A 14,361-nucleotide genomic window follows, 5' to 3' on the forward strand; every position below is an offset into this window, starting at 1 on the left:
CGTCAGGCGGCGGCGGAGGTCCGCACCAGGGTGCGGATCTGGCGCAGCAGCACCGACAGTGCGGCGAGGTCCGCCCGGGACTCGTCGAACTCCCCCATCGCCCGCTCGGCGCGGTGGATCGAGGTGGCGTTCGACTGCTCCCACTGGAGCACCCGCTCCTGCGGCGACAGGTTGCCGGAGGTGGAGTCGAGAACCTCCGCGGTCAGCGCGGCCAGCGCGGCGTACAGGTCGTAGCGCAGCGCCATCCGGGCCAGTGTCTGCCAGCGGTCCTCACGCGGCAGCAGGGAGATCTTCGACAGCAGCGAGTCGACCCGGAACCGGTCGGAGAGCACGAAGTAGACCGAGGCCACCTCGCCCACGTCCCGCCCGCTGCTCGCCGCGGTCTCCACCACGTCGAGCAGGCCGAAGCTGTACATCAGCCGGGTCGCCTGCTCGGCCAGGTCGCGCGGCAGCCCCCGCTCGGTCAGCGAGTCGATGTGCGCCGCGAGGGACTCCCGCTCGCTGCCGTAGAAGCGCTCCTCCAGGTCGGGCAGGAGCCGGGCCACCCCGTCGCGCAGCCGGGCGATCTCCGCCGGCACGTCGATCGGCGAACGGCGGTTGGTCACCAGCCACCGCACCGCCCGGTCGAGCAGGCGCCGGGTGTCCAGGTAGACGCTGGTCTGCAACTCGGGGTCGATCCGGTTGTCCAGGGCCTCCACCGCGTCCCACAGCGCGCGCAGCCCGAACACCTCGCGGACCACCACGTACGCCCGGATCACGTCCGCCGCCGAGGCGGCCGTCTCCTCGACCACCCGGAAGACGAACGAGATGCCGCCCCGGTTGATCGCCTCGTTGACCAGCACCGTCGTCACGATGTCCCGGCGCAGCCGGTGCTGGCCCATCCGGTCGGCGAACCGCTCGCGCATCGGCGTCGGGAAGTAGTTGACCAGGACCTCGGTCGTCCACTCCTCGTCCGCGAGCCCCTCCGCCAGGATCTCCGTCTCAAGGACGATCTTGACGTACGCGAGCAGCACGGCGAACTCCGGCGCGGTCAGCCCGGACTCGGTGCGCACCGCCATCTCGTCGTCCGGCGGCAGCGCCTCCAGGGACCGGTCCAGCGCCCCCGAGCGCTCCAGATCGGTGATCATCCGCCGGTGCACCGGCAGCAGCGAGGCGGCCTGCGCCTGCGCGTTGTTGATCGCCCGGGCCTGGTCGTAGTTGTCCCGCAGCACCAGCTCGGCGACCTCGTCGGTCATCCCCGCGAGCAGCTCGTCCCGCTCGGGCAGGGTCAACGCGCCGTCGCCGACCGCCGTGTTCAGCAGGATCTTGATGTTCACCTCGTGGTCGGAGCAGTCCACCCCGGCCGCGTTGTCGATGAAGTCCGTGTAGATCCGCCCGCCGGTCTGGGCGTACTCGATCCGCCCGAGCTGGGTCCAGCCCAGGTTGCCGCCCTCACCGACCACCCGGCAGCGCACGTTCCTGCCGTCCACCCGGATCGCGTCGTTGGACTTGTCGCCCACCTCCGCGTTGGTCTGGCTGGAGGCCTTCACGTACGTGCCGATGCCGCCGTTCCAGAACAGGTCGACGGGCGCGGTCAGGATGGCCTTCATCAGCTCCTGCGGCGAGAGCTGCGTCACGTCGCCGTCAAGGCCCAGCACCTCGCGGACCTGCGGCGAGATCGGCACCGACTTGGCGGTACGCGGGTACACGCCGCCGCCGGCGGAGATCAGCGCCCGGTCGTAGTCCTCCCACGACGAACGGGGCAGGTCGAACAGCCGCCTCCGCTCGGCGTACGAGGTGGCGGCGTCCGGGTCCGGGTCGAGGAAGATGTGCCGGTGGTCGAACGCGGCCACCAGCCGGATGTGCTCCGACAACAGCATCCCGTTGCCGAACACGTCGCCGGACATGTCGCCGACACCGACCACGGTGAAGTCCTGGGTCTGGGTGTCGTGGCCCATCTCGCGGAAGTGCCGCTTCACCGACTCCCAGGCGCCCCGGGCGGTGATGCCCATCTTCTTGTGGTCGTACCCGGCGGAGCCGCCGGAGGCGAACGCGTCGCCGAGCCAGAACTGGTGCGCCGTGGAGATCTCGTTGGCGATGTCCGAGAACGTCGCCGTGCCCTTGTCCGCCGCGACCACCATGTACGGGTCGTCGCCGTCGTGCCGGACCACGTCCTCCGGCGGCACGATCTCGCCGCTGACGATGTTGTCCGTGACGTCCAGCAGCGCCGAGATGAACTCCTTGTAGCAGACGACCGCCTCGTCCCGGTCCCCCGGCTTCTGCTTGAGCACGAAGCCGCCCTTGGCGCCGACCGGCACGATGACGGCGTTCTTCACCATCTGCGCCTTGACCAGGCCGAGCACCTCGGTGCGGAAGTCCTCGCGGCGGTCGGACCAGCGCAGCCCGCCCCGGGCCACCGGCCCGAACCGCAGGTGCACGCCCTCGAAGCGCGGCGAGTACACGAAGATCTCGAACTTCGGCCGCGGCGCCGGCAGGTCGGGGATCGCCTGCGGGTCCAGCTTGAGCGCCACGTACGACTTCGGCCGCCCGTCGGAGCGCTTCTGGTAGAAGCTGGTGCGCAGGGTGGCCTGGATCATCGTCAGGTAGGCGCGCAGGATCCGGTCCTGGTCGAGGCTGGCGACGTCGTCCAGCGCGGCCCGGATGTCGCCCACCAGCTCGGCGCTGCGCTGCTGCCGCTGCTCGTGGCCGTCCGCGCCGGGCGCGAACCGCACCTCGAACAGCTCCACCAGCAGGGCGGCGATCCTCGGGTACGCGATGAAGGTCTGCTCCATGTACTCCTGGGAGAAGACCGTGCCGGCCTGGCGCAGGTACTTCGCGTACGCGCGCAGCACCACCACCTGCCGCCAGGTGAGACCGGCGCGCAGCACCAGCTCGTTGAAGCCGTCCACCTCGGCCTCGCCCCGCCACGCCGCCGCGAAGGCGTTCTCCACGTGCGGGCGCACCTCGGCCAGCTCCTGGTGGCCCTCGGGCAGCCGCAGCCCGAAGTCGTAGAGGTAGACCCGACCGTCGATCCGGTCCACCTCGTGCGGGTGCTCGTCGACCACCTTGACGCCGAGCGAGTGCAGCACCGGCAGCACGGCGGAGAGCATCATCGGCTCGCCGTAGCGGTAGACCTTGAAGCGGACGTCCATCGCCTCGTCGACGTCCGGCCCCCGCCCGCCGGCCCGCGGCGCGAGCTGCTTGCGGAACAGGTGCATCTCCAGCTGGCCGGGCTCCTCCAGCAGCTCCAGCTTCGCCAGGTCCTTCATCGCCTCGTACGGCGTGTGGCCGTCCTTGTAACCCTCGGGGAAGGCGTCGGCGTACCGGGTGAACAGGTGCTTGGCCTGCTCGTCGCCGAGCTTGCGCTCCAGCACCAGCCGGTAGTCGTCGTCCCAGAGCCGGGTGGCGTCGGCCAGCTCCTCGGCGAGCAGGTCGGCGTCGATGTCGCCCGGGACCTTCGTCGGGTCGGTCCGGACGGTGAAGTGCACCCGGGCGAGCATCGACTCGGTGACCCGGGTCGTGTAGTCGACCCCGAGGCCGTTCAGCTCGCGCAGCAGGATGTCCTGCATCCGCAGGCGGTTCTGGGTGGTGAACCGGTCCCGGGGCAGGTAGATCAGGCAGGAGATGAACCGCCCGTACGCGTCCCGGCGCAGGAACACCCGCAGCTGCCGGCGACCGGCCATCCGCAGCACCCCGATGACCGCGTGGTAGAGGTCCTCGGTCTTGATCTGGAACAGCTCGTCGCGCGGGTAGGTCTCCAGGATCTGGAGCAGGTCCTTGCCGGAGTGGCTGCGCTGGCTCAGGCCGGAGCGGTCCAGCACCTCGGCCACCTTGCGGCGGACCACCGGCAGCTCCTGCACGCTGGTCCGGTACGCGGCCGTGGAGAACAGCCCCAGGAAGCGCCGCTCGCCGATCACCTCGCCGGCCTCGTTGAAGATCTTGAAGCCGATGTAGTCGAGGTAGGCGGAGCGGTGCACGGTAGCCCGCGAGTTCGCCTTGGTGATGATCAGCAGCCGCTTCTCGGTGACCTTGTCGTGCGCCTCGGGCGTCATCGACGACAGCGGCCGGGCCTCCGGGGAGTCCTGGCGCAGGATGCCCAGCCCGGTGCCGAGCACCGCCTCCAGGGCCTGCCCGCTGCCCCGTTCCCCGTCCCCGGCAGCCGACTCGCCGGTGTCGACCAGCCGGTACTCCCGGTAGCCCAGGAACGTGAAGTGGTCGTGGGCGAGCCAGCGGAGCAGCTCCACCGAGTCCGTGATGTCCTTCTCCGGCACCGGCGGCCGGTTGTCCGACGTCCGCGCGGCGGCCAGCTCGTCGGCGAGGGCGAGGGCCCGCTGGCGCATCTTCGGCCAGTCCTCCACCGCCTCCCGCACGTCGGTGAGCACCCGCTGGAGCTCCCGACGCAGCCTGTCCCGCTCGGCGGCGTCGCGCACCGGGTCGATCTCGATGTGCATCCAGCTCTCGACCAGGTCGCCGGCGATGGCGTCGTCGGGCTCGACGTCGGCGGAGACCTCGACCAGCCGGCCCAGCGGCTCGCGCCGGACCACCACCAGCGGGTGGACCAGCAGGTGCACGTCCAGGTGGTGCGAATTGAGCAGGGCGGTCACCGAGTCGACCAGGAACGGCATGTCGTCGGTGACGATCTCGATGACGGAGTGGTGCTGATCGGCGTCGGGCTCGTGGATGCGCAGCTTCAACTCGCCCGGTACCCGCTGCTGGGCGAGGTCGCGGTGCGCGCGGGCCGCCTCCAGCATCTCCTCGGCGGTGAAGCCGATCAGCTCCTCGTCCGGCGCGAACCGCCAGAAGCGGCTGACCAGGGTCGCCGCGTCGTGGTCGTCGCCGGCGAGCGCGACCGCCTGGGCGACCAGGCGCTCCACGTTGGGAACCGGCTCGTCGAGTTCGTTGTCCTCCACGTCGTCGGCCAGCGCGTCGGCGGGCAGACCCAGATCGTAGAGGGTGTCGATACTCGAACCGGTCATCCCGGTCACTCCTGTGTCGAGTCGGCCGAAGCCGTCCCCGTCGGTCGCCGAATCGAAGCTGTCGTCCCGGCCGGTGTCATCCTGCCGGAGGTCGGGTCCCGGTTTGATCGCCGGACGCCGGTCCATCGGTGCCACTCCCCTCGACCCACCGCATTGTGGGTCACTCTGCCGCCCAGCCTAGGCCCTGCCGTTCCGCCCCTTGCTCGGCGGACCACAGTGCGGACGTCCGGTTCCGGACTTCGTCCTTTCACCCGTTGCGGGTACGAGGTTGGCCGGTTCGGGAGTACCCCGCCACCAGTCGTTCATCACCCGGGCGACGGCTCTCTTTCCGCACGTCCCGGTGCGGGGGGACGGTGCGGACGGCGCCGCCGTACTAGCGTGCAGGGCAGTTCCGAGATCGGAGAGCTGCTCCATGCGCCTGTCCTACCCCCGCCGCCCCCGCCGCAACCGGCTCCGCCCGTCGCTGGCGCTGCTCGCCGCGACCACGCTCGCGGCCGGCGCCCTCACCGCGTGCTCGGGCGGTGACGGGCCGGAGCGCAGCGTCGACGCGTTCCTGGCCGGTTGGCGCTCGGGCAACCTCCAGGCCGTCGGCTTCGTCGACCCGACCGGCGCCAAGGTGCCGGCGGCCGACGTCGCCCGCGAGCTCAAGGAGCTCTCCGGCGAGCTGGCGGCCACGCCGCCGACGCTGACCCGCCGGGGCGAGGCGAAGGTGACCAAGGACGTCGCGACCGCGGTGGTCAAGGTCGACTGGGCCCTCCCGGGCCAGACCCGCTGGGCGTACGAGCGTCCGGTGCGGCTCAGCCGGGGCGGCGAGGAGTGGCGGGTGATCTGGGAGCCGCAGGTGGTGCAGGAGCAGCTCACCCGGGGCGACCGGCTGGGGCTGCGCCGCGACACCGCCACCCGGGCCGCGGTGCTCGACGCCGCCGGCCGGCCGATCGTGGCGCCCCGGCCGGTGGTGCGGGTCGGGCTTCAACCGAGCGAGGTCACCGACCTCCCGGGCCTGACCCGGAAGCTGGCTTCGGCCTTCCGGGCGATCCGGCCGGCGATCACCCCTCCGGTGGACCTCTCCGGGCTGCCCAAGCGGCTCGCCGACGCGGATCCGGGCGCGTTCGTCGAGGTGGTGACGCTGCGGGAGGAGGCGTACCGGCAGATCAAACCGCGCATCTACGACCTGCCGGGCACCAAGTTCCGCAGCGACAAGCTCGACCTGGCACCCACCCGGGAGTTCGCCCGGGCGGTGCTCGGCTCCGTCGACCCGGCCCAGGCCGACGACCTCGCCCAGCACCCCGACCGCTACGAGGCCGGCGACCTGGTCGGCCACGGCGGACTCCAGGGCCGCCACGACGAGCGGCTACGCGGCGTGCCGGGGCTGACCGTGATCACCGAGCGCCCCGGGCCGGACGGCACGCTGGTGCCCACCGGCACCGAGGTGTTCCGCAGCGAGCCGAAGCCGGGGCAGCCGGTGAAGACCACGCTCGACGTGGCCACCCAGAACGCGGCCGACACCGCCCTGCGCGGCGAGAAGCGCCGGGCGGCGCTGGTGGCGGTGCGGATCAGCGACGGCACGGTGCTCGCCGCGGCCAACGGTCCCGGCGGGGCCGGGGAGAACCTGGCCTTCACCGCCCAGGTCCCGCCGGGCTCCACCTTCAAGATGGTCAGCGCGCTCGGCCTGCTCGACCGGGGTGCGGTCACGCCGGACGCGACGGTGGACTGCCCGAAGACGTTCACCGTCGACGGCAGGCCGTTCAAGAACTCCGACAACTTCGCGCTGGGTCCGGTGCCCTTCCGCACGGACTTCGCCAAGTCCTGCAACACCGCGTTCGCCGCGTTGGCGCCGAAGCTCGGCCCCGACGGGCTGGCCGCGACCGGCCGTTCCCTCGGGCTGGAGGGGCAGTGGGACGTCGGCCTCGACGCCTTCACCGGCAAGGTCTCGGCGAACGGCGGGGCGACCGAGCAGGCCGCCGCCGCCATCGGGCAGGGCACCACGCTGGTCAGCCCGCTGGCCATGGCGTCGGCCACCGCGGCGGTCGCCCGGGGTCGCTTCGAGCAGCCGAAGCTGGTGCTCGACCCCGCCCCGGCCCAGCCCGCCACCCCCGGCCCGCAGCTCAAGCCGGAGTCGGTCGAGGGGGTCCGGGCGATGATGCGGGAGGTGGTCACGGCCGGCTCCGGCAGCGCGCTGCGGGACGTGCCGGGCGCGCCGGTGCACGGCAAGACGGGCACCGCCGAGTACGACGACAACCCGGCGCACACGCACGCCTGGTTCGTCGGCTGGCAGGGCGACGTCGCGTTCGCGGTCTTCGTCGAGAAGGGCGGAGCCAGCACCGCCACCGCCGTCCCGGCCGCCGAACGCTTCCTCCGCGCCCTCTCCCGCTGACCAGTCCCGCATCGGCACCTAGACGTACGACCCCCGTCAGCAGCCGCGGCGCCCTCCGCGCCCGGCGGGATCGGCAGCCGACACCGTCCACAACCCGGCGGCGTCCGCACCCAGCGGCGTCGGCACCAGACACCGTCCGCGCCCCCCGTGTGGTCGGCATCCGGCGCGGTCCGCATCGGGCACCGTCGGCACCGTCGCTTCGCGGTTCACCCGGCCACGTCCTGGTCGGCACAGGTCCAGCACCGCCAGGGGGGACAGCTGCGGATCGAGGTCCGCCGGCAGCACCGCCGTCGTCCGATACTCGACGGCGACGGCGACGGCGACGGCGACGGCGAGGGCGAGCGCCTGTGCCGTTGCGGCGGCCCCGGCGGGCGCGCGGTCCCACCCAACCAGTCCGACGCTGTCGAGCTGCCCCTACAGACGGGGCAGGCGCCGACGCGGTCCGGCGCACGTCCAGCCATCCACCGGTGGAACGTCACGGCTGTCAAACCCCGCCGGTGACAACCATGACGTTCCACCGGTGGGCCTGGGTGCCACCGACCGCCCGAATCGGACCCGACAGGCGCACCGGCCCTAGCTCAACCGCCTCTGCCCCGACCAATCCGGGCACATTCCACCAGCCGCCCCGCTCCGATCGGACTCGACGGTCCTGGTCGGGGTCACGATGGCGGTGGGCAGGCGCATCATCGGACTCGGCAGGCGCATCGGCCCTACCTCAACCGCCTCTGCCTCGCCCCGCCCCGCCCCGGCACGTCCCACTAGCCGCCCGCCCCGGCCCGCCGGCCTCGACAGGCCCGCCGGCCTCGACGGCGCACCGACCCGGCCTCGACCGTCCCTCCCTCGTCCCGGCCCAGGCACATGCCGCCAGCCCCGCCCGCCACGACGGACTCGGCAGGTGGGCGCACAGATGGGGCAGCTCGACAGGGAGTCAGGCGATGCCGGCGGCGGACGACGAGGGGCCGTCCTCGGGCGCGGGCAGCGGGTCGCCCGGGTTCAGGCCCGCGAGCGGCGCCCGGCGTAGCAGGCCCGGGCCGGCGGAGGCGGGCGGGCCGACGGGTTCCGGCACGGCGGGACCGTCGGAGGCGACTGCGACCGGGGCCACCGGCCCGAGCGGCCGGAGCGGGGCTGGCGGAGCACCCTCGGCACGTTCCTCGCCGCCGCCGGGGTGCCGGTCGTCGCCGTCGCTTCCTGGAACGAGGGCGGGAACGAGCGCCGGGGCGGAGGCCGACGAGTGCATGACCGGGACCTCGGGACGGCCGTTGCTCCGCCGCGCCGAGGGCACGGCCGAGACCGGGGGCACAGCCGAGACCGAGGGCACGGCCGAGACCGAGGGCACAGCCGACTCGGCAGACGCCGAGAACCCGCCGGGGGCGGCAGACGCCGAGGGCGCGGCCGAAGCGGCAGACGTCGACGGTACGCCGGGGGCGGCAGACGGCACGGTCGGGGCGGCAGACGCCGAGGGCACGCCGGGGGCGGCGGACGCCGAGGGCACGCCGGGGGCGGCAGACGGCGACGGCACGGTCGGGGCAGCGGACGCGGAGGGCCTGGTGGGGGCGGCCGACCGGGACGGCCCGGACGAGGCGGCCGACGCCGACGGGCCCGGCAGCAGTCGGGGCGGCAACGCCGTCGGCGCGGAGACCGGGCGCAACCCGGCCACCACGGTGTTGACGATCTCGGCCGCGTACGCGCCGTCCGGGTCGTAGTCGGGGTCGAAGACGGTCAGCTCGACGCCGAGGCAGTGCGGGGTGTCGACGAGGCCGGCGAGCAGGATCTCCAACTCGGCGAAGGCGATGCCGCCCGGGTCGGGGGCGTCGACGGCCGGCATCACGGCCGGGTCCAGCACGTCCACGTCGATGTGCACCCAGTAGCCGGCGCAGTCGGCGAGTTGCTCGTGCGCCCACTGGGCCGTACGCGCGGCGCCCTCGGCGCGCAGCGCCGGCACCGGCCGGGTGGTGATCCCGGCGGCCTGGAGGTCCAGGCGGTACTCGTCCTGCGCCCGGATGCCGAGCACCACCACGTCGATGTCCCGGAAGTACGGCCGGCGCCCCTCGATGGCGGCCAGGTCGGCCTGCCCCCGCCCGGTGACCAGCGCGAGGTCCTCGCCGGCCGCCGCGCCCACGTAGGAGGCGTTGCCGGGGTGCCGGAAGTCGGAGTGGCCGTCGACGAAGACCAGCCCGATGCGCCCGCCGACCGCCTCGCCGAGCCGGTGCATGGCCAGCGCCGAGCCGAGCAGGATGGAGCAGTCGCCGCCGAGCACCAGCGGGAACTCGCTGCGGTCGATGATGGCGCCGATCCGCTCCGCGAGCGCCACCGAGTAGTCGGCGATCTCCCGGGCGTGGCAGACCCCGTCACCCGGTCGCCAGTCGCCGGGGTCGTAGCGGGGCGCGGTGAGGCAGCCGGCGTCGCGGGCCCGCAGCCGGGCGAGCAGCCCCTGGTCGCGCAGCGCGCCCGGGGCCTTGCCGCAACCGGGGACCGAGGTGGACGTGGGTGGGCGCAGGCCGAGGTTGCTGGGCGCGTCGAGGACGGCGATCCGGCGCATCATGGGCTCCCGTCCTCGAGGTGTCGGGCGGGCCGGCCGGAACGCCGGCCCGCGCTGGCGTGCTACGTGCTCACAAACAGGGCGTGGTGCTCAGAACAGGGCGCTGGCGAGGGCCCGGCGCGCCGAGGCGACCGCAGGGTCCTCCGGGCCGGCGACCGTGAAGAGGCTGACCAGGTGCTGGCGTACCTTCTCCCGCTCGTCACCGGCGGTGCGGCGGACCAGGCCCACCAGGCGGGCGTACGCCGCCTCGGCCTGACCGCTGAGCACCTCGATGTCGGCGGCCAGGAGCTGGGCCTCGACGTCGTCGGGGTTCGCCTGGGCGGCGGCGATCGCCGCGCCCGGGTCGGCCCCGGCCACCCGGCGGGCGAGCCCGACCTGGGCGAGGCCCGCCTCCGCCGCGGCGTCCGCGGGCGACTCGGCGAGGATCTTGCGGTACGCCCGCTCGGCCGCGTCGAGGTCGCCGCTCATCAGGGCGTCGTCGGCCTCGTCGAGGCGCGGGTCCTCCGGCTCGGCGACGCTCACGCCACCGGCCTTGAGTACCGCCTGGATCCACTGCCGAAGCTGCGCCTCGGGCACCACTCCGGAGAAGGCGTCGATCGGCTGGCCGCCGACCACCGCGTAGACCATCGGGATGCCCTGTACGCGGAACATCTGGGCGATCCGCGGGTTGGCGTCCACGTCGACCTTGGCGAGCACCCAGGCGCCGCCGCCCTCGGCGGCCAGCCGCTCCAGCACGGGGCTCAGCTGCTTGCACGGCTCGCACCACTCGGCCCAGAAGTCCACGATCACCGGTGTGGTGAGCGAGCGCTCGAGAACCTCGGACTGGAATGTCGCCTCGCTCACGTCGATGACGGCGACGCCGCCACCGGCGCTGCCGGGAAACTCGGCGGAGGGGGCGGACTGTGCCGGGGTGGCGGGGCGGGCGGGGGCCGGTGCGGGGGTGCGCAGCGCGCTGAGGTCGACCGCGCCGCGGGTGAAGATCGACGAGGTGATCCGTGGGTCGCTCATGGTTACCTAGTCTCGCACGCGACCCGCCGAACTCAGATCAACCGCGACGGCGACAGTTGCGACTGTCACGGCTGCTCCCGCCCTTCCCCGCGCCCCTGCCCGACCATCCCGCCCGGCACGCCGCGATCCCGCACCTCGGTCCTCGGTACGAGGCCTGTCGCGGCGTCCGCCGGGACACGAGGTGCGGGATCGCGGATGCGGGATCCGGGTCGGGGAACGGGGGTCAGAAGCGGGCGGGTTCGCGGTAGACGCCCCACTCGGCGCGCAGGGCGTCGCAGATCTCGCCGAGGGTGGCCTCCGCGCGTACGGCGTCCAGCATGGCCGGGATCATGTTGCCGTCGGTCCGGCCGACGGCGACCATCCGCTCGATCGCGGCCTTGACGGCGGCCTCGTCGCGGCCGGCCTTCCGCTCGGCGAGCACCCGGCGCTGCTCCAGCTCCACCTCGTGGGAGATGCGCAGGATCTCCAGGTCCTTGGCGACCGTGCCGGTGTGGCAGTTGACGCCGACGATCCGCTTGTCGCCCTTCTCCAGCGCCTGCTGGTAGACGAAGGCGGACTCGGCGATGTGGCCGGTGAACCAGCCGTCCTCGATGCCGCGCAGGATGCCGGAGGTCATCGGGCCGATCCGGTGCGGGCCCTCGCCGCCGAGCTGCCGGATCCGGGCGAAGATCTCCTCCGCCTCGGCCTCGATCTTGTCGGTGAGCGCCTCGACGTACCAGGACCCGCCCAGCGGGTCCGCCACGTTTGTCACCCCGGTCTCCTCCATCAGCACCTGCTGGGTACGCAGGGCGATCTCGGCGGACTCGTCGGTGGGCAGCGCCAGGGTCTCGTCCAGGGCGTTGGTGTGCAGCGAGTTGGTGCCGCCGAGCACCGCCGCGAGTGCCTCCACGGCGGTACGCACCACGTTGTTGACCGGCTGCTGGGCGGTCAGCGACACCCCGGCGGTCTGCGTGTGGAACCGCAGCCAGAGCGCCTTCTCGCTGGTCGCGCCGTAGACGTCGCGCAGCCAGCGGGCCCAGATCCGGCGGGCGGCCCGGAACTTGGCGATCTCCTCGAAGAAGTCGACGTGCGAGTCGAAGAAGAAGCTCAGGCCGGGCGCGAAGACGTTGACGTCCAGCCCCCGGGAGAGCCCCAGCTCGACGTAGCCGAACCCGTCGGCGAGGGTGTACGCCAGCTCCTGCGCTGCGGTCGAGCCGGCCTCGCGGATGTGGTAGCCGGAGACCGAGAGCGGCTTGTAGCGCGGGATCTCCCGGGCGCAGTACTCCATCAGGTCGCCGATCAGGCGCAGGTGCGGCTCCGGGTCGAAGAGCCACTCCTTCTGCGCGATGTACTCCTTGAAGATGTCCGTCTGCAGCGTGCCGTCCAGCTTGGACAGGTCGGCGCCCTGCCGCTCGGCGGCCACCAGGTACATGCAGAACACCGGCACGGCCGGCCCGGAGATGGTCATCGACGTGGTGACCCCGGCCAGGTCGATGCCGTCGAAGAGGGCCTCCATGTCGGCGGCGGTGTCGATGGCGACGCCGCAGTGCCCCACCTCGCCGAGCGCCTGCGGGTCGTCGGAGTCCCGGCCCATCAGCGTGGGCATGTCGAAGGCGACGGAGAGGCCCCCGCCGCCGGCGCCCAGGATCATCTTGTAGCGCTCGTTGGTCTGCTGCGCGTTGCCGAAGCCGGCGAACTGCCGGATCGTCCAGGTCCGCCCGCGGTAGCCGGTCGGGTAGAGGCCCCGGGTGTACGGGTACTCGCCCGGCCAGCCGATGCGCTCGAAGCCCGGGTAGGCGACACCCTCCGGCGGCCCGTAGACCGGGTCGACGGGCATCCCGGAGAGCGTGGTGAAGTCGGCGTCCCGCTTGCGCGCGGCGTCGTAGCGGGCCTGCCAGCGTGCCCGTCCGGCGGCGATCTCGTCGGCGTTCATCGGCGGGGCTCCTCCTCGAGTCCTCGACTGCACTGCGAGTGTAGAGCCCAGACCTGAACGATCGCTAAGTAAGTTCGTACCGGCAGGTAACCTGCGCCGCCGGGCGCGTCACGCGGCGGGCTCGGCGGAACCGCCCAGGGCCACGTCGTCGACCCTGATGTTGACCTCGTCGACCCGCAGCCCGTACGCCTCGACCGCCCCGGCGACCTGCGCCCGGACCTCGGCGGTCACCTGCGGCACCGCGCGGCCGGCCTCGATCACGATGACCAGGTTGACCACCGCCGCGCCGTTCGTGACGTGGGCCGAGCAGCCGCGCCGGGCGTCGCCGACCTGGTCGAGGCCGACCTTGTCGAGCACCGCGTTGAAGAACCGGGCCACGTCCCCGCCCAGCTCGACCACCCCGGGCACGGACCGCGCGGCGGCCACCGCGATCTTCTCCACCACCTCGTCGGAGACGAGCGTCGTCCCGCCCGGCACCGCGTCCGGCGTCACCGACAGCTCCTGCGTCGCCTCGTCGCCCATCGTCTCCCCACTCCGCCGCGCACCGCCCCACGCCGACCGTGGAGCGGTGCGAGCGTACTAGCTCGGGGTGTCCCTCAGGAGCCGAGTTGGGCGAGCAGCTCGTCGGCCGCCGCGTACGGGTCGAGGGTGCCCTCGGCCACCTTCGCGGCGAGCGCCGGCAGCTCCGTACCGTCGCGCAGGGAGCCGATCCGGGCGCGGAGCACGCCCAGCGCGATCGCCTCGACCTCGGCGGCGGCCCGCGTCTCCTGGCGGCGGCGCAGCTCGCCGTGCTCGACCAGCCAGCCACGGTGCTTGTCGATGGCGGCGGCGATGTCGTCGATCCCCTCGCCCCGGGAGGCGATCGCGCGCACCACCTGCGGCCGCCACTGGCCCGGGCCACGCTCGCCCAGGGCGATCATGCCCTGGATGTCGCGGTAGGTGGCGTCGACGCCGTCCCGGTCGGCCTTGTTGACCACGAAGACGTCGGCGATCTCCAGGATGCCGGCCTTGACCGCCTGGATCGCGTCACCCATGCCCGGGGCGAGCAGCACCAGCGTGGTGTCGGCCAGCGAGGCGACCTCCACCTCGGCCTGCCCGACGCCCACGGTCTCCACCAGCACCACGTCGCAGCCGGCGCCCTCCAGCACCCGCACCGCCTGCGGCGTGGCCGCCGACAGCCCGCCCAGGTGGCCCCGGCTCGACATCGACCGGATGTAGACGCCCGGGTCGGTGGCGTGGTCCTGCATCCGGACCCGGTCGCCGAGGATCGCCCCGCCCGTGAACGGGCTGGACGGGTCGATGGCCAGCACGCCCACCCGGTGACCACGGGCGCGCAGCGCCCGGACCAGCTCGTTGGTGGTGGTCGACTTGCCCACCCCGGGCGAGCCGGTCAGCCCGACCACCTGGGCCTGGCCGGCGTACGGCGCGAGGGCCGCCGCGATGCGCGGCAGCGTCTCGTCGCCCGACTCGACCAGGGTGATCAGCCGGGCCACCGCGCGGGGATCACCCGCGCGGGCCCGCTCGACCAGCATCGGCACGTCCCGGCTGCGGCGCACCGGGGGTGCGCCCGCCG

At 73.3% G+C, this 14,361-nt stretch carries 6 protein-coding genes and 1 pseudogene; 1 reads left to right on the plus strand and 6 read right to left on the minus strand.

Translation table 11 applies throughout. The features are described 5' to 3' along the window. Nucleotides 1-2: 2 nt before the first annotated feature. Nucleotides 3-5,081, minus strand: coding sequence for an NAD-glutamate dehydrogenase (locus tag ACLQ22_RS23780; protein WP_425694256.1), 5,079 nt, complete (start codon nt 5,079-5,081; stop codon nt 3-5). A 286-nt stretch (nt 5,082-5,367) separates the two neighbouring features. On the opposite strand from ACLQ22_RS23780, the gene ACLQ22_RS23785 reads away from it, so the two are divergent. Further along, entirely contained in the window at nt 5,368-7,329 is a 1,962-nt protein-coding gene (locus ACLQ22_RS23785; protein WP_425694257.1) for a penicillin-binding transpeptidase domain-containing protein, read from the plus strand. Nucleotides 7,330-8,719: 1,390 nt separating this feature from the next. On the opposite strand, the pseudogene ACLQ22_RS23790 reads toward ACLQ22_RS23785, so the two are convergent. The 5 genes and pseudogenes from ACLQ22_RS23790 to meaB all read right to left on the minus strand — a co-directional run. Next, nucleotides 8,720-9,871, minus strand: a pseudogene (locus tag ACLQ22_RS23790) (arginase family protein); the annotation flags it as partial. Nucleotides 9,872-9,958: 87 nt separating this feature from the next. Next, nucleotides 9,959-10,876: a tetratricopeptide repeat protein gene (locus tag ACLQ22_RS23795; protein ID WP_366644265.1), complete on the minus strand. Its 918-nt coding sequence runs from the start codon at nt 10,874-10,876 to the stop codon at nt 9,959-9,961. Nucleotides 10,877-11,099: 223 nt separating this feature from the next. After that, nucleotides 11,100-12,788: an acyl-CoA mutase large subunit family protein gene (locus ACLQ22_RS23800; RefSeq protein ID WP_425694258.1), complete on the minus strand. Its 1,689-nt coding sequence runs from the start codon at nt 12,786-12,788 to the stop codon at nt 11,100-11,102. Nucleotides 12,789-12,896: 108 nt separating this feature from the next. Next, entirely contained in the window at nt 12,897-13,310 is a 414-nt protein-coding gene (locus ACLQ22_RS23805; RefSeq protein WP_425694259.1) for an Asp23/Gls24 family envelope stress response protein, read from the minus strand. 74 nt (nt 13,311-13,384) lie between these two features. After that, entirely contained in the window at nt 13,385-14,320 is a 936-nt protein-coding gene (gene meaB, locus ACLQ22_RS23810; RefSeq protein ID WP_425694283.1) for a methylmalonyl Co-A mutase-associated GTPase MeaB, read from the minus strand. Between the last annotated feature and the right edge of the window lie 41 nt (nt 14,321-14,361).

This window comes from Micromonospora sp. DT178 (assembly GCF_049841695.1).
GTDB lineage: Bacteria > Actinomycetota > Actinomycetes > Mycobacteriales > Micromonosporaceae > Micromonospora.